The 16257-nt window shown below is 59.4% G+C and carries 16 protein-coding genes; 12 read left to right on the top strand and 4 right to left on the bottom strand.

The window, feature by feature from the left end:
- Nucleotides 1-8 precede the first annotated feature (8 nt).
- Both AAEO81_RS13405 and AAEO81_RS13400 read right to left on the bottom strand, forming a co-directional pair.
- Complete coding sequence (locus tag AAEO81_RS13405) at nucleotides 9-1031, bottom strand: alpha/beta hydrolase (RefSeq protein WP_341964076.1); 1023 nt, start codon at nucleotides 1029-1031, stop codon at nucleotides 9-11.
- Nucleotides 1032-1280: 249 nt separating this feature from the next.
- Nucleotides 1281-1994: an SDR family oxidoreductase gene (locus AAEO81_RS13400; protein WP_341964075.1), complete on the bottom strand. Its 714-nt coding sequence runs from the start codon at nucleotides 1992-1994 to the stop codon at nucleotides 1281-1283.
- Nucleotides 1995-2303: 309 nt separating this feature from the next.
- On the opposite strand from AAEO81_RS13400, the gene AAEO81_RS13395 reads away from it, so the two are divergent.
- The 7 genes from AAEO81_RS13395 (at nucleotide 2304) to AAEO81_RS13365 (ending at nucleotide 10354) form a co-directional block, all read left to right on the top strand.
- Nucleotides 2304-3206 carry an HD-GYP domain-containing protein gene (locus tag AAEO81_RS13395; RefSeq protein ID WP_341964074.1) on the top strand — a complete coding sequence of 301 codons (903 nt, stop codon included), beginning with the start codon at nucleotides 2304-2306 and terminating at the stop codon, nucleotides 3204-3206.
- A gap of 52 nt (nucleotides 3207-3258) precedes the next feature.
- Entirely contained in the window at nucleotides 3259-3834 is a 576-nt protein-coding gene (locus AAEO81_RS13390) for a chlorite dismutase family protein (RefSeq protein ID WP_341964073.1), read from the top strand.
- On the top strand, nucleotides 3831-5771 hold the full coding sequence (locus AAEO81_RS13385; RefSeq protein WP_341964072.1) for a methyl-accepting chemotaxis protein: 1941 nt from the start codon (nucleotides 3831-3833) through the stop codon (nucleotides 5769-5771). Before AAEO81_RS13390 ends, AAEO81_RS13385 begins: the two co-directional genes overlap by 4 nt.
- A 91-nt stretch (nucleotides 5772-5862) precedes the next feature.
- Nucleotides 5863-6762: a LysR family transcriptional regulator gene (locus AAEO81_RS13380; protein ID WP_341964071.1), complete on the top strand. Its 900-nt coding sequence runs from the start codon at nucleotides 5863-5865 to the stop codon at nucleotides 6760-6762.
- A 298-nt stretch (nucleotides 6763-7060) separates the two neighbouring features.
- Nucleotides 7061-7393, top strand: coding sequence for a DUF485 domain-containing protein (locus AAEO81_RS13375; protein ID WP_166595285.1), 333 nt, complete (start codon nucleotides 7061-7063; stop codon nucleotides 7391-7393).
- Nucleotides 7394-7529: 136 nt separating this feature from the next.
- Nucleotides 7530-9308, top strand: a complete 1779-nt coding sequence (locus tag AAEO81_RS13370; RefSeq protein WP_341964070.1) for a cation acetate symporter — start codon at nucleotides 7530-7532, stop codon at nucleotides 9306-9308.
- A 23-nt stretch (nucleotides 9309-9331) separates the two neighbouring features.
- Nucleotides 9332-10354 carry a carbon-nitrogen hydrolase family protein gene (locus AAEO81_RS13365; protein WP_341964069.1) on the top strand — a complete coding sequence of 341 codons (1023 nt, stop codon included), beginning with the start codon at nucleotides 9332-9334 and terminating at the stop codon, nucleotides 10352-10354.
- 48 nt (nucleotides 10355-10402) lie between these two features.
- Here AAEO81_RS13365 and AAEO81_RS13360 read toward each other — a convergent pair whose 3' ends face one another.
- Entirely contained in the window at nucleotides 10403-10660 is a 258-nt protein-coding gene (locus tag AAEO81_RS13360) for a hypothetical protein (protein WP_341964068.1), read from the bottom strand.
- A gap of 178 nt (nucleotides 10661-10838) precedes the next feature.
- On the opposite strand from AAEO81_RS13360, the gene AAEO81_RS13355 reads away from it, so the two are divergent.
- The 4 genes from AAEO81_RS13355 to AAEO81_RS13340 all read left to right on the top strand — a co-directional run bounded on the left by AAEO81_RS13355 (nucleotide 10839) and on the right by AAEO81_RS13340 (nucleotide 14495).
- Nucleotides 10839-11183 (top strand): DUF485 domain-containing protein, encoded by a 345-nt coding sequence (locus AAEO81_RS13355; protein ID WP_341964067.1) that lies wholly within the window; start codon nucleotides 10839-10841, stop codon nucleotides 11181-11183.
- Complete coding sequence (actP, locus tag AAEO81_RS13350; RefSeq protein ID WP_341964066.1) at nucleotides 11180-12853, top strand: cation/acetate symporter ActP; 1674 nt, start codon at nucleotides 11180-11182, stop codon at nucleotides 12851-12853. The genes AAEO81_RS13355 and actP overlap by 4 nt, the downstream gene beginning before the upstream one ends.
- A gap of 68 nt (nucleotides 12854-12921) precedes the next feature.
- Nucleotides 12922-13476 (top strand): cytochrome b/b6 domain-containing protein, encoded by a 555-nt coding sequence (locus AAEO81_RS13345; protein ID WP_341964065.1) that lies wholly within the window; start codon nucleotides 12922-12924, stop codon nucleotides 13474-13476.
- Nucleotides 13477-13478: 2 nt separating this feature from the next.
- Complete coding sequence (locus AAEO81_RS13340) at nucleotides 13479-14495, top strand: nitronate monooxygenase (RefSeq protein WP_341964064.1); 1017 nt, start codon at nucleotides 13479-13481, stop codon at nucleotides 14493-14495.
- Between the two features lie 53 nt (nucleotides 14496-14548).
- Here the strand turns inward: AAEO81_RS13340 and AAEO81_RS13335 are convergent, their stop codons facing one another.
- Entirely contained in the window at nucleotides 14549-15436 is an 888-nt protein-coding gene (locus AAEO81_RS13335; protein WP_341964063.1) for a LysR substrate-binding domain-containing protein, read from the bottom strand.
- Nucleotides 15437-15551: 115 nt separating this feature from the next.
- Here AAEO81_RS13335 and AAEO81_RS13330 point away from each other — a divergent pair, with 115 nt between their 5' ends.
- Entirely contained in the window at nucleotides 15552-16217 is a 666-nt protein-coding gene (locus AAEO81_RS13330) for an MOSC domain-containing protein (RefSeq protein ID WP_341964062.1), read from the top strand.
- Nucleotides 16218-16257 lie beyond the last annotated feature (40 nt).

The following is a 16257-nucleotide window of genomic DNA, read 5'->3' as shown; positions in this document are numbered from 1 at the left end:
TCACGCTATCAGTTGCGGTCCAGCTCGGTGAGCAGCGTCTTGTTGAACAGCACCGGATCTTCCATTTGTGGTGCGTGTCCTTTCCCGGGGAACTCCACCAGCCTGGCGCCCGGGATGAGCTTGGCGGTTTCTTTGCCCAGGACGTTGTAATGCCCGATCCGGGCTTTCACCTCGGGTGGCGCAATGTCGCTGCCAATCGCCGTGGTGTCGGCATCACCGATCAGCAACACCGTGGGCACCTTGAGGCTGGGCAACTCGTAAACGACCGGCTGGGTGAAAATCATGTCGTAGATCAGCGCGGAGTTCCACGCCACTTTCTGATGCCCGGCACCCGCGTTCAGCCCCGCGAGCATGTCCACCCAGCGCTCGTATTCCGTCTTCCAGTGGCCAGCGTAATAGGTCGCCTGCTCGTATTTGCGAATGCCGTCGGCATTAAGCTTCATTTCACGCTGATACCACTGATCGACGCTGCGCCACGGCACCCCTTTCGCTTTCCAGTCTTCCAGGCCGATGGGGTTGACCATGACGAGTTTAGCGGTCTGCTCGGGGTAGCTCAGCGCGTAGCGAGCGGCAAGCATGCCGCCCGTAGAGTGACCGATGATGTCAGCGTTCTTGATGCCGAGGCTGGCCAGCAACCCATGGGTGTTGTCCGCCAGCTGATGGAAACTGTATTGATAGTGATCCGGTTTGGTCGAGGTGCAAAAGCCGATCTGGTCGGGCACGACCACGCGATATCCGCCAGCGCTCAGGGATTTGATGCTGTCTTCCCAGGTGGCGCCGCAAAAATTCTTGCCGTGCATCAACACCGCCGTTCGACCGTTGGCGTTCGCTGTGGGCGGCACGTCCATGTAGCCCATTTGCAGCTGGGTGCCTTGGGATTCGAAGGCGAAATAATGCAACGGATAAGGGTATTTGAAGCCTTCCAGATTTTCCCCATAGCGGGACGTGGAAGCATCGGCCGCAGCGGCGGTGGTTGCCGTGACAATGAACGCACAGGCGAACGCCAGGCGCGAGAGTTCTGATCGCAACATGAAAAGCCCTCTGAAAAAAGGCAGGCTTCCACTCGCTGGTTAAGACAGCGTTAAAGCGTGAGGCCTGGGCCCGGAATGACAACCGGGTGTGGCCCTTTCGAAATCAAGCGAGGCCGCGAGTTCCCGCCCCGCCCTTCATTCCGAAACCACCCCCGACTCGCTCTCAAGTGCGACACCAAACACCGTGCTGCGAGCCGCGCATTCAGAGCGGCGCCGCGTGATCCACGACCCGCGTCGACAAGCCGTCGATTACCAGCGACCGGCGTGCTGGCCGCCGTCGACGTTCAAGCGCTCGCCGGTGACGAACGCGCCGTTTTCCAAGTACATCACGGCATCAACGATTTCCTGCTCTTCACCCATACGGCCCATTGGGTGCAGCTTGCCCAGGAACTCATGATTTTCCGGACCGTGCATTGGCGTCTTGATAATGCCGGGTGCCACGGAATTCACGCGGATGCCCTGAGTCGCGTATTCGATGGCCAGACCGCGAGTGACCGCGTCCAGGCCCCCTTTGGTGATCAGTGCCAGGCCCGCTGGAATATCAGTCAACGCCTGGTTGACCAAGGTGGTCGTGATTTGAACGATGTGGCCGTTCTTGTGCTTCAGCATTTCCGGGATGGCCAGCTGGGTAATGTTGAAGAAGCCGTGAATATTGGTTTGCAGCATGCGGGCCAGGTCATCGGCGGTGTATTCCGTGAACGGCTTACCGATAAAGATGCCGGCATTGTTGATCAGCGTGTCGACGCGACCGAAACGTTCAATGGCGGTGTCGATCAGCTTCTGCGCCGTTTCGCGGCTGGCGATGTCACCCGGCACGGCGATAACGCCCGCGTCCGACGATGGCTTGATGTTCCGGGAATTCGCGATCACGGCAAAACCGGCATTGCGATAGCCCGCGACGATTGCCGCGCCAAGACCTTGGGATGCGCCGGTGACGATGGCGACTTTTTGCGAATTTCTCATGGTTCTACTCTCCAAAAAAGATCGGCAGGTCATTGCAGAACAGCCGTATTCAAACAGGGGAGTCGATTTTAGGTTCGCCAAAGGCACTTGAAAATTCACCATCTGATCTCAACGGCTGATAAAAAATGCACAGGCTCCGATGAGCTTGCTCAGCCTGTGCCACAGCCGACTCACCAAAATTGCCACCTCCACGCCGCCCCCAAAAAAATATTTCAAAGGCCTGTAACCAAACGCTCTTCGCCAACGAAATGGGTGGCATAGCGGCACAAAGCCAGCCGTGCTCACTCCTCCTTCGGAAGCCGATACCCCATGAAACTGATGCAAAGGTTGAACGACTGGCTGGGAACGCCAGTGCCCCCATCGCCCTCCGCCGACACGCCATTGTTGGCGAGCCTGTTGTCGATGGCCTGGTTGGTGGAAGCACGGGACCCCTACACCGGCGGGCATTTGTGGCGGGTTTCTCAGTATTGCGCGCTGCTGGCAGATAAAGCCGGTCTGCCCGCGACCGAGGTGCAATTGATCGCGCTGGGAGGTTTTGTTCATGACCTGGGCAAGATCGGCATTCCCGATGCGGTGCTGCGCAAAGCAGGTCGGCTTGAGGAGAACGAATACGACGTCATCAAGACCCATCCCGAGATCGGCAAACGTTTACTGGAAACCCACCCGCTGGCCGGGCTGGTAATGGATGCGGTCTGGTCCCACCACGAAATGCCCAACGGACGGGGCTATCCGCGAGGACTGAGCGGCGACCAGATTCCGCGAATGGCCGCCATCACCGGCATTTGCGATGCCTTCGACGCAATGACCAGCGACCGGCCCTATCGCAAGGGCATGCCACTCGATGACGCACTGAAGATCGTCGAGGACAGCGCAGGCAGCCAGTTTCACGAGGCTTATGCGCATTTGTTCGTCAGCCTGGGCCGTGAAGGCGGGTTGCAGCACATTTTGGGCCATACCGATGCCGGCATTCCGCTCAGGCGCTGCGAGAACTGCGGGCCCACGGTCGTCGTGTCGCGCACCCATGGCGCAGGCGATCTGGTGTTCTGCCCGGCCTGCGAAATGGGTTACGAACTTTATCGGCCCGATCAGGGGAACCTGCTCAGGGTCCGTGGCACCGGCAAAAAAGGCACGGCTGACCAGTTGAAACCGGTCCCCGATCAGGCGTTGATCCAGCACCTCGCCCAACGGCTCACACCGTCGGTGGCTGCCTGATGTTCATCCACACGCTGCACCCGAGCCGTGCAGTCTTCTTCGAGTATTCACGATGAGCGCAACATCACAACGGCTGTTCAGTTTTATCGGCGGGGAACAAGGGTCCTGGCAGATTCAGCGTCAGACAAACCTTACGGGGGCGCCGTTGCCAGATGCCGCGCGCGTGTCGGTTCTGCCGGGCGTCGCAGGTGAGGCCCCACGCGTGTCCGTCTGGCACCTGCAAGGCATTACCAGCAACGAGCGCTACGTGACCCGCGATGAGAAAACCGCGCTCGCTGCCCGCCAGCCCGATCTCGGGCGCCCCGCCGCCACCTGCGCGGCCTTGATCGCGCTGCGCAAGAATCCGGCGTGGTGGGCGCTGACCCAGGACGAGCGCCGAGCGATCATCGAAACGCAGTCCAACCACATTGCCATCGGCATGCGCTACCTCCCCGCCATCGCCCGCCGGCTGTACCACTGCCGCGACCTTGCCATGGCTCAGCCCTTTGATTTCGTCACCTGGTTCGAGTTTGCCCCTGCGGACAGTGCCGCGTTCGACGATCTGCTGGCGCAATTGCGCGAATCGGCGGAATGGCAATTCGTCGACCGGGAAGTGGACATCCGTCTGGTGCAGGCAGGCCCGGCATGATGACGTCGGTCAGGGGCAAATTGATCGCCGGGTTTGGTGCGGTACTGCTGTTGACCGCGCTGCTGACCTGGAGCGCGCTGTATAACGTCAACCAACTCGCCACCCGCAGCCAGTCGCTGGTGGACAGCATTTCCCTGGACAGTCAGATCGCGAAGATTCGCCTTCAGGAGCATGACTTCGACCGCGGCATGGAGGCGTCGGCGGTTGAAGCCTTTCACCAGGAAATCGAACGGTTCGACCAGATCGTCGCCAGCGTCCAGAGCGATTCCGGTGACCGCGCTCTGGCGTCCGTCCAGCGCATCAGGGCCGTGCGCGGTCACTATCAGGACACGTTCAACCAATTCGTCGCGGCCCGTCGTCACGCTCAAGACGCCCAACACCTGATGACGCCGGTGATCGGCAAGATCAAAAGCCGACTGGAGCACGTCACCGGCGGACTGTTCGACGCGCTGGCGGGTGACCCTGTGCGCATTGGCGCCGCCCTTCAGTCCGCCGTGACACTGCAATCACTGACTGCCACGTTGCAGGATCAGGTCGACAGTTACGTGCAGAACCCGACAGACGACGCTCACCGCATGCTGTCCTCCAGTGCTGACAGCATTCGCCAGCAGGGCAACGACTTGTGGGAGCAGTTGCCGAACGAAAACCTCCAGCAACTGTTGGAAGAAGCCCTCAGCACCGTGCTGGTGTATCAGGATCAGGTGGCGCAATTCCGTCAGGACATGCAAACCAGCCTGGAGGCCAAGGCGCAGATGCTTGCACAGGCGAAGGAGCTGCAAACTCTGGGCGACACCCTCTATCGCCAGCATGTCGAGGGGCGTCAGGCGGATGTGCGTTTCGCGCAATGGTTCCTCTTCACCACCGCCACGCTGACGCTGTTGTTGGGGCTGGGCGCCGCGTGGCTCATCACGCGACAAATCATCCCGCCGTTGAACCGCGCCCTGCTGCTTGCCCGTCAGATCGCGTCGGGGGATGTGACCGGCGAGCGCAAGACCGGCCAGTTCGGGTCGAGCGAATTCAGCACCGACAACCGGGACGAGATCGGCCAGATGATGACGGCCATGCAGGACATGGGCGAACAGCTTCGGCAAATCATCGGCCGTATTGGCGGCGGTGCCGAGCGCCTGACCTCGGCCGCCCAGGCACTGTCTGTTATCACCACGCAAAACGACGTGGGTGCCGGACAGCAACGGGAGCAGACCTCGCAAGTGGCCGTGGCGGTCGCAGACATGGTCGCCAGCGCGCAGCACGTTGCGCAAAACGCCCGAGACACCTCCCACGCCACCGAGGTGACGGAGCAACGCACTGTCGAGGGCGACCAGATCATCGCCCAGGCCTTGCTTCACTTCGATCAGTTGCTGACCCACGTGACGCAATGCAGCACGGCCATGACTCGCTTGCGCCATGACAGCGAACAGATCGACGGGGTGTTGGGCGTCATTCGCGAAGTCGCCGACCAGACCAACCTGCTCGCCCTCAATGCGGCCATCGAAGCCGCACGTGCAGGCGAAAGTGGACGAGGGTTTGCGGTCGTGGCCGATGAAGTTCGCGGCCTCGCACAGCGCACGCAGCAATCCACTCAAGAGATCGAGCAACTCATCCTGTCATTGCAGAACGGGGCACGGGACGCCACGGCGCTGATGGCGCAAAGCGAAAGCATGAGCCACTCCAGCGTGGAACTGGCCCGGGCTGCCGGACAGGTGCTGAGCGAAATCCGCGGCTCGGTGGCGTCGATTCACAGCATGAACCTGAACATTGCAGCCGCGGCGGACCAGCAAACCGAAGCCTCGAAACAGATCAGCAGCCGTCTGGTGCAGGTGCGCGACATCGCGGACGAGTCGGTGGAAAACAGCTTGAGGACCACAGAGGCGAGTGCCGAACTGTCGCGCCTGAGCATCGAACTCACGGCGCTGGTGCAGCGTTTCAAGGTGACCTGATCAGGCCAGACGCCCCGGTGATATACGCCCTTGAGCTTGAGCAAGGGCCACTCGATAATGAGCCTCGCCTTTCTCCCGCCAGGACGTATCGATGAGAGCTGAAAATCTAAGCTGGGACGACCTCCGGATTTTCATGCACGTGGCCCGCTGCGAAAACCTGTCCAAGGCCAGCAAGCAGCTCAAGGTCGATCAATCGACGGTGAGCCGTCGACTCAATCACTTGGAATACAGCCTGGGGTTCAGCCTGTTCGAACGCGGCAACACCGGGCTGCAACTGAATGATCAGGGCGCCCGGCTGCTGGCGCAGGTCGAACTGATGGGCGCCGGTTTTTCCGGGCTGCTGGACGAGCTGTACACAGGCACCAACGAAATCGCGGGCCGCGTCAGAGTCGGCACAATGGAAGGGCTCGCTTCGCTGTACCTCACCCGGCAGATTCCCAGGCTTCAAGCGCTGCACCCGAACGTGACCCTGGAGCTGGTGACGTCGACCCATCAATTGCAGGTCACCCGGCGCGAGGCTGACGTCTTCCTCGGCTTCTTCGAACCCAAGGGTCATGGCTTCCATTCCGAACGGCTGGCCAGCTTTGAACTGAACCTCTACGCCTCAGACGATTACATCGCCCAGAAAGGCTTGCCAGATGCGCAGAATCTGGCCGAACACGATTTCGTCGGTTACGTCGAAGAGCTGATCGAGATCAGCGCCGTGCGCTGGCTGGATGACCTGATCCAAAAGCCGAACATCGTGTTTTACTCCAATAGCATGCTGTCGCAGATGTTCGCCGCGGCGGCGGGCGTGGGCCTGGTCATGTTGCCGTCGTTTTCTGAAGCCGAGCGCTTCGGCCTTCGGAAAATCGAACTGACGACCCCAGCCATTACCCGAGAACTCTGGCTGAGCGTTCATCAGGACCTGCGTTACATTGCCCGCATCAAAACCATGACCGCTTATTTGACCCGGCTGTTTAAAAACGACGAGCATTTCCAAAACGCTTAGTACAGGCCTACCCCTTTCTTAGTGTTTAAAACCCAGCGCATGCAAACACGCTGCCCCGCCCACGTGCGCCCGATCGTCCCGACCTTATTCTCAACCCGCCTTTAAGCAGTGCACTGACAGCCCATTTAGCCGCCGTCAGCACCTCGCATTTTCAAATCGCACCAAAGTGTCGCACATCCGGTTTCAGGGCACTGAGATAGGGATGCAGGAATGCAACAGGCCTTGTGGCATTGCTGATTGGCGAAGCATTTCATTGATTTAGACTCGCCAACGTACTGCACACTTGCGAGGCCTGTTCATGAAACCTGAAAACATCTGGAACGCCATTTATGCGCACCCCGATTTCGCCGTATTGATTAGACGCCGAAGAAGGCTGGTGTCTCTTTTGATGTTTGTCAGCATGGCCGTGTACTTCGCGATCCCGGTCCTGTCCGCCTACTTCCCCGAGTTTCTGGCTTACAAGGTCATCGGCGCAATTAACGTCGGATTGATTTATCTCGTGGGCCAGTACTTTTTCGGCGCCGCCATTGCCGTGCTCTACGCCTATCGCCTGAAAGGCATTGATCGCATGGCCGCCTCCCTCGTGACTGAAGTTTCCGTGAGATTCCAGGATGAACATGTCAAACATTAATTCCGCACGCCTCCTCTGCTCCCCTCGCGCATCCGCTCATGTTTCAGGCAAGGCGAAACTCCTGGCGGCTGCCCTACTTTCCGTGGTTGCCACTCACAGCCAGGCCGCGACCTTAGTGTCGGACGGCAACCGGGCCATGACCTTTAGCGTGTTCGCACTGTTGTTCTTTATTACCCTGGCGATTACTTACTGGGCTGCGCGAAAGAACAATTCCGTCAAGGATTTCTACACCGCCGGCGGTGCGCTCTCCGGGAAAATGAACGGGCTGGCAATTGCGGGTGATTACTTGTCCGCTGCCGCATTTCTTGGCGTGTCCGGCCTGATTGCCATTTACGGCCTGGACGGCATCACCTACGTCATCGGCTTCTTCATCTCTTTCATTCCGGTCCTTTTATTAGTGGCAGAACCTTGCCGCAATCTGGGCAAGTTCACCCTCGGTGACGTGCTCGCCTTCCGCAACAGCTTCCGTGCGTCCAAGTCTGCCGTGGCCATATCAAGCGTGCTGGTGGCGCTGTTTTACATGGTCCCGCAAATCGTCGGCGGCGCCGTCATCATCGCCGCGTTGATTGGCATTCCGTTCGAGATATCGGTGGTGTCGGTGGGCGGTCTGATGTTGATTTATGTGCTGTTCGGCGGCATGCGGGCGACTACCTCGGTACAGATTCTCAAAGCCACCCTGCTGATCTCGTTCTGCTTCTTGCTGGTGGTGCTGAGTTGGGCACCCTATGGCTTCAATATCAGCGCGTTTTTCAGCGACCTTGTTGGCAACGCCGCCGTACAGAAACATGTGCTCGGAACGCTGCTGAACGGGGTGTCGAATCTGTCGTTTGAACAGGCCGGCCAACGCTTCATGGAGCCTGGCCTGTACCTGAAAAACCCGGTTGAGCAGATCTCGCTGAGCCTGGCGCTGGTGCTGGGCACGGCCGCCATGCCACACATTCTGATGCGCTTCTTCACGGTGCGCGACGCCCAGCAGGCCCGAACCTCGGCGCTGACCGCGATGCTGCTCATCGGCCTCTGCCACCTGTTCATCGTGGTGATCGGCTTCTCCGCCGCGCTGCACCTCGGGCCGTTCGCGGTAGTTTCCATGGACAAAGGCGGCAACCTCGCAGCGCCGATGCTCGCGCAATTCCTCGGGGGCGGCCCTGACAGCCTCGCCGGCAACCTGATGCTGGCCTTCGTCGCGGCGGTGTCCTTCGCCACCATCGTCGCGGTGGTTGCAGGCCTCACCCTCGCCGCCGCGTCCACCCTGGCCCATGACGTGTACGTCGGGGCGGTTCGCCAAGGCAAGGCCACCGAACGGGAGCAGACCAACGCCGCACGCATCGCGACCCTGGCCATCGCCGCCGTGGCCATTCTGGCGGGCATCTCCGCCAAGGGTCAGAACGTCGCGCAGCTCGTCGGCCTTGGTTATGCGGTAGCAGCGTCGGCGAACCTGCCTGCCCTCCTGCTGACGTTGTACTGGAAACGCTGCAGCACCGCTGGCGTGGTGGCCGGGTTGCTGGGCGGGACGATCCTGTCCATCGGACTGGTACTGGTGTCGCCGAACATGACCTACCCGCTGATGCAAAAACAGGCGGCGATCAGCGCGGCGACGGCCGCCAGCACCAAGGTCGAGAAGATCGACAACGGCAGCCTGCAAGCGACACCGGAAGAGCGCGCCAAATGGGTCAGCGATGCCGCCGCGCAAACGGCCATCGCGAACGGGATTCCAGCCTTGGCCACCAGCCTTGTCGGCCTGAGCGAGCCGTTGATCCAGCTTCGCAACCCCGGCCTGATTTCCATCCCGTTGGGCTTCTTGCTGGTGGTGCTGTTTTCGCTGCTGTTCCCGAGCCAGCTCTCTCAGTCGCGCTGGGTTGAATTTTCCGTCCGGCGCGAGACCGGGCTGGGCGTCGCCGAAGCGGCACATCACTAAATCGTTTGAATAAGGTAAAGGTTATGGCACTCCCCACTGTCAAAGTCGCCGCCGCGCACGCCGCGTCCGTTTACATGAACAAGGCCGCCTGCGTCGACAAAGCCTGTTCGTTCATCGCAGAGGCCGCCGCCAACGGCGCGGAGCTCGTCGTGTTTCCGGAATCGTTCATCCCCGGTTTCCCGGTCTGGGCGGCACTCTGGGCCCCCATCTACAACCACGACTGGTTTCGTCTGATGGTGGAAAACAGCGTGATGATCGACGGCCCGGAAATCACCGCGATCCGTTCCGCAGCCCGTCGCCACAAGATCATCGTGTCGTTGGGTTTCAGCGAATCGACACGGGCAAGCGTGGGTTGCATCTGGAACTCGAACGTCCTGATCGACGAGGAAGGCACGGTCCTCAATCACCACCGCAAGCTCGTCCCGACCTTCTACGAAAAGATGGTTTGGGCACCTGGCGACGGCCACGGCCTGCAGGTCTCGAATACGCGTATCGGCAACATCGGCGCGCTCATCTGCGGCGAAAACACCAACCCCCTCGCCCGCTATTCGCTGGCGGCGCAAGGCGAACACATCCACATTTCCGCGTGGCCGGCCATCTGGCCGACGCGCAAACCCGGAGGCCAGAACTTCGATAACCTGGCGGCAAACCGCATTCGTGCGGGCGCTCACTCGTTCGAAGCGAAAGTGTTTGGCATCCTCAACGCCGGTTTCGTCGATGATTCGATGCTCGACCTGCTGAAAAAGAGTGGCGACCCGGTGGCCATCGATGTGCTCGACAACAGCCCTCGCGCCGCGACGCAGTTCCTCGACCCCACCGGCGCGACCATTGGCGATACTCTACAGAACGAGGAAGGCTTGGCGTATGCCACGTTCAACCTCAACGATTGCATCGAGCCGAAGCAGTTTCACGACATCACCGGCTACTACAACCGCTTCGACGTGTTCGACCTGACCATCGACCGCCGCCGCATCAGCCCCGCGACGTTCAAGGACACCGATCCGGCAAGTCGACCGAACCTGGAGGCGTTGCCAGCGCTGGATTGATCATCCGCGGGACCTCTGTACATTTTCGCTCAGCCATTGAGCGGCATTTCAGAATGGTTCTGAGTGCGTAGCGGATAGGCTGCCCCGGGCGTCCCGCGACGTGATGCCCGACCGCTCACGCTTCCCGGCGACGCCCTGTTGCACCCGCGTTAACCCATTCTCCGGGCTGTCGCCAGCGTTCAACTGACGCAACTGGCCACGGGCGTGAATGAGGTGCTCAAGAGGTTCGCCCTGTGACGGCAGCTCTGCGCTTTCGATCAGCGCCACGGCGGGGGCGGACACTTGATCGCTACCCCACCGCTTCATACCCCCCCCGCACGTCTCGATTCACGAAAACAGATCGATAGCATCTCGATTAATTAATTTACATGATGCATACACGGGCTTACGTTGACCTGGCACTCAAACCGCAACCAGTGGCAGATTCTCATCGGATCTGAGGTTGTGGAACAACAATAATTTTCCACTGCACCACGGAGTCATCGTGAATAACGACCATGAATCAATCCGTATCCGTAATCATCCCCGTTATCAGGAACTGGTGTCCAAGCAGCGAAATTTCGTTGCGATACTGACAGCGGCCACACTGGTCCCCTACTTCAGTTTCATACTCGTCGCAGCGTTTTCCCCTCACCTGCTTTCCCTGAAACTCTCCCCCACCAGCATGATCAGCATCGGCTGGCCGCTGGGAGCCGCCTTCATCATTCTGGCTTGGCTGTTCACAGGGCTTTACATTCTTCGCTCGAACGGCGAGTTCACCCGACTCAACGCCGAGCTTCGCGAGTCCGCCCAAGTCAATGCTGAACTTCGCGAAGGAGCACTGGCATGAAAGCGCTCACTCGCGGCTTCATTTCGTTGGCCGTGTCAGGCCTGTTCTCCACCGCCGCTTCATCGGCTGAGGCACTGCAAAACGTCGTGAAACAGCCGATCAACGTGACGGCCATTTCGATGTTTCTGGTGTTCGTCGCGGTCACCCTGGGGATCACCTATTGGGCAGCCTCGAAAACCCGGTCGATGGATGACTTCTACAACGCCGGCGGCGGGATCACCGGCTTTCAAAACGGCCTGGCGCTCGCTGGGGATTACATGTCGGCGGCCGCACTGTTGGGCGTGACCAGCATGTTCTTCTTCAACGGTTTTGACGGAGTGCTGTATTCGATCAGCTTCTTCGTCGCATGGCCGTTGCTGCTGTTCCTGTTCGCCGAACGCATCCGCAACCTCGGACGCATCACCATTTCCGACATCGCGTCGTTTCGACTGGACCGGGACCGCATCCGGACATTGACGGCATTCGGATCGTTGACCGTGGTGTGCTTCTACCTCGTGGTGCAAATGGTGGGCGCGGGGCAACTGATACAACTGCTGTTCGGCCTGCCCTATCACTACGCAGTCATCGCGGTCGGGCTGTTGATGGCGGTGTACGTGACGTTCGGAGGCATGGTTGCCACCACGTGGGTGCAAATCATCAAGGCCGGCTTGCTGCTCATCGGCGGCACGCTGCTGGCGATCCTGGCGATGAGCAGATTCGGTTTTTCGTTCGAGTCGCTCTTTCAAAGTGCCGTGGCCGCGCACAAGGACGGCGAGCATATTCTGCTGCCGAGCAAGCTGGTGGCTGATCCGTTGGCGCTGATTTCGCTGTCGGTCGGGCTGGTGTTCGGTACGGCGGGCCTGCCTCACATCCTCATGCGTTTCTTCACCGTTCCCGATGCTCGGGAAGCTCGAAAATCGGTATTCGTGGCCACCGGTTTCATCGGCTTCTTCTACCTCATCGTAGGCATCCTGGGCCTGGCGGCCATCGTCATTGTCGGAAAAGACCCGGCTTTTTATGAAGGTGGCATCGTCGGCGGCAAGCTGATCGGCGGCAGCAACATGCCTGTCATGCACCTGGCGCAGGCAGTGGGTGGCGATTGGCTGCTGGGGTTCATCTCCGCCGTGGCGTTCGCAACCATTCTGGCCGTCGTTTCAGGGTTGACCATGGCGGGGACCTCGGCGATTTCCCACGACCTCTATTTGATGGTCTACAAAAAAGGCCGCGCCGGGGCCAGTGATGAGCGCCGCGTATCGAGGATCGCGTCGGTGGGGATCGGCATCGTCGCCGTGGTCCTCGGGATTTTGTTCAAGGACCAGAACATCGCGTTCCTGGTCGCCCTCACCTTTGGCGTCGCAGCTTCGGTCAACTTCCCGATCCTTGCGCTCTCGATGTACTGGAAAGGCCTCACGACCCGTGGTGCGCTCATCGGCGGCGTTGCCGGTCTGATCAGTTCGGTCACGCTGGTGATCCTGTCCCCTGCCGTGTGGGTCAAGGTGCTCGGTCATCCCGATGCCATCTTTCCGTTCGACTACCCGGCCATCATCTCGATGAACGTGGCGTTCTTCTTCACCTGGCTCGGTTCCGTTACGGACCGCAGTGTCGCGGCGCAACGAGAGCGAGGCGCGTTCGACGACCAACTGGTCCGTGCCCGAACGGGTATCGGCGCCGCTCAGGCCGTCAACCACTGACGCGTCGGCTTCACCCCATTCAATAGCGCATCTCTGTCCTTGGCTGCTCGGGCCATCAGGAGGCTGTCATGCAACTGCGAGATACCGGTTTACGCTTTTCGCCCATCACTATCGCGCTCCACTGGCTGGTCGCGTTCACGCTGCTGGCACTGCTGGGCCTGCAGATCCAGATCGCGTTCACCTCGGATGAGGCCGCACGCGCCTCGTTTTCTCACCTGCAAAACCTGGTGGGGCTGATCCTGTTTCTGGTGTCGATCTACCGATTCTGGGCGCGGGTCACGTCTTATCACCCGTTGCCGGTCGGGACACCCAACCCTATTGAGGTCATCGTCAGCCGCTCCGTGGCAGCTGGCCTGGCGCTGGCAATGGTGCTGCTGCCCATCGCCATCTGGGCGTCGAGGGCCGCAGGGGGTGAACCGACCGTCCTGCCTGGCGGCCTGTCGATTCCGGCGCTGCTGCCCACCAGTCCAGGGCTGAAAAGCCTGGTGGACGTGCTGTTCAACATCGGCGCCACGCTGTTCGTGGCAGGGCTGGCGCTGCATCTATTTGGCGCCATCAAAAATCACTTCCTGCTGAAAAACACCACGCTGAAACGGATGCTCGGAAAACATGTGGAGTTATGACCATGAATGAAGTCACATTTTCAGGCAATGCATTGACGCGACTCTGTGGGGTGCAGTACCCCATTTTTCTCGGCGGTATGGCCGCCATTTCCAGTCCGCCACTGGTGGCGGCCGTGGCCAACGCAGGTGGAATGGGGGTGCTGGGCGGCCTTCGTCTTCCACCCCTGACTCTGCGCCGCTGGCTTCAGGAAGCCCGATCGCTCACCGACAAGCCGTTCGGGGTAAACCTCGTCCCTCAGTTCGGCGGTCCCGATGTGTTCGAGGCGCAATTTCAGGTAGTGCTCAAGGAAAAACCCAGGCTGCTGTCCCTGTTCTACGCCGAAGCCTACGCCGCCGACATGATTCCCCGCGCCAAGGACGCAGGGATGATCGTGATGGTGCAAGCCGGTTCCGTGGCGTTGGCGAGAAAAGCCATCGCCAACGGTGCCGACATCATCATTGCCCAAGGCAGTGAGAGCGGCGGCCATTTGAATCGCGGCACCATCAGCATCATGTCGCTGCTGCCTTCGATCATCGAGGTCGCGCAAGGTCGGCCCGTTTTGGCAGCGGGTGGCGTCGTCAACCGCGACGATGTGCGGGCGCTGATGTCCCTGGGTGCATCCGGCGTGACTGTGGGCACGGCGTTCGTGGCGACGGACGAATCGAACGCGCACCCGCTCTATAAACAGAAGATCGTGGAGGCGACCACCGACGACACCGAATACCGCACCGGCTATTCGTTCGGTTGGACATGGGGAACGCCGCATCGAGTGATCCCCAATCGCGACAAGTGGAACCTGCTTCGCCTGATCGGCGGCGGCGCCCGGGCCATCGACAAAGCCAGGATGGCAAAGAAACTGTCACTGTATGCGGGCCAGGGCGTCGGCAAGATTCACGGCGTGGTGCCAGCGGCGGAGCGGGTAGCGGAGTTGGCGCTGGGGTTGCCTTCGTCGGTCACGCGACTTCGGCAGGAAGTGTTTGAACTTCCTTACGCCCTGCATAACGAATCCAATATCGTTCGCCCCCTGGGATGGCACTGAAACAATAAGAACGTCTGTTAAACGGCCCGGTCATTCCGGGCCGTTATTGATCATCAGGCAACAGCGGCAACAGGAAGTTGATGTTGCGCCAACTCAATGAACGCGCTCATCGCGGAAGTCATCAATGAATCACTCCGACGCACGAACACGGTTGAAATATGTGCAAACTCGGGTGGCAGAGCATGACAATGAATTGAATGCCGCAAACTTGAACTTTCAGCCACGGCTTTCGGCAATAACGTCACCCCCATGCCCGCAGCCACGCATGACAAGATGCCGTCAAGGGTTCCCATTTCCATGATTTGATTAGGAATAAGCCCAACTTGGTAAAACCAGTTTTCAAGGGTCGAACGGTAAAAACAACCGGTGCGAAAGACCAGCACGGTTTGCTGGGGCATTTTCTCGATCAACGTCGCCAATGACGTGAACGCATGGCTGCTGACCAATACCAACTCTTCTTCGAATACGCCTTCCTGTACCAATGCCGCGTTCTGGTGATAGCCCCCCACAAACGCACCGTCAAGGCGATAACTTTCCACGGCCTTGAGCAATTCCGAGGTCGTGCCCGTTTGCAGTGAAAGCTGAACAGAAGGGAAACTCTCACGGTATTTGGTGAGGATCTGTGGCAGGCGGATGGCGGCAGTGGTTTCCATGGACCCCAGACGGAGCAGGCCCACCGGAGTACCGGTGTCCATCAGCGCGCTGCGGCTCTCATCGGTCAACTGCAGGATGCGCCTGGCGTACCCCAGAAAGGTTTCACCCGCTGCCGTCAGAACGACACCTGACTTCTTGCGAACGAACAGTTCCCGATCAAGTTCGATCTCAAGCTCTTTGACCCGCATCGTCACATTGGATTGAACCGTGTTCACCTGCAAGGCGGCTGAGGTGAAGCTGCCCAGATCGGCCACGGCACAAAATATTTTTAGTTGACGCATTTCCATGATTATTGCCATCCATCATTAAAAGTGATGATTCGCATCAGGAGTCATTAGTTTACGGCGTTCCGCGAGGGTGCGTAAAGTCATTAAAACTTGCAGATGATAATGGTCTTCCCCCATGACATTAGTGTCCAAAATAGAACGTCTCTGTGCTGGCGGGTTGGGAATACTCAAACCCGAAGGCCAAACCACCGGCATGTACAAGCGGCCAGTGTCTGGCGCCGTGCATGTACAGAAAAACGGTATCGTTGGGGACCAACATGCCGATACCCGAGTACACGGCGGCCCGGAAAAAGCCGTGCATCACTATCCCGCCGAACATTACTCAAAACTGGCAGCTCGCTTCACCCACTGTGCCGATGAATGCGTGCCAGGAAGTTTGGGTGAAAATATCTCGGCCTATGACTTGACCGAAAAAACCGTATTCATCGGCGACATTTACCTGTTAGGCACCAGCATTCTTCAAGTATCACAACCCCGTACGCCGTGCTGGAAAATCAATCATCGCTTCGACACGGAACACATGTCCCTGTTTATCGCTAGGGAGCGAATAACCGGCTGGTATTACCGGGTCATTCAGCCGGGTCTGATTCAGGAGGGGGATCTGATTCATCTGCTGGACCGAGCCACTCACCGTTTTTCGATTGATGAGTTCTGGAACATCCAGTTGCAGCATCGGCCCAACATCGACGATTTGCTCGACTTGCAGGCGACGCGCGGCTTGAACGAGGAATGGAAAAGGCGGCTGGCTGAACGTGCCAAATGGCTGCAAAAGCAGGGTTGAATCAACGCCCAGAGGCGAGAAGTGACAGCCTTCCTGGCTT

This window comes from Pseudomonas sp. RC10 (assembly GCF_038397775.1).
Classification (GTDB): domain Bacteria; phylum Pseudomonadota; class Gammaproteobacteria; order Pseudomonadales; family Pseudomonadaceae; genus Aquipseudomonas; species Aquipseudomonas bambusae.
Note: the sequence above shows the minus strand (reverse complement) of the source record. Positions and strands in the feature narration are given on the sequence as shown.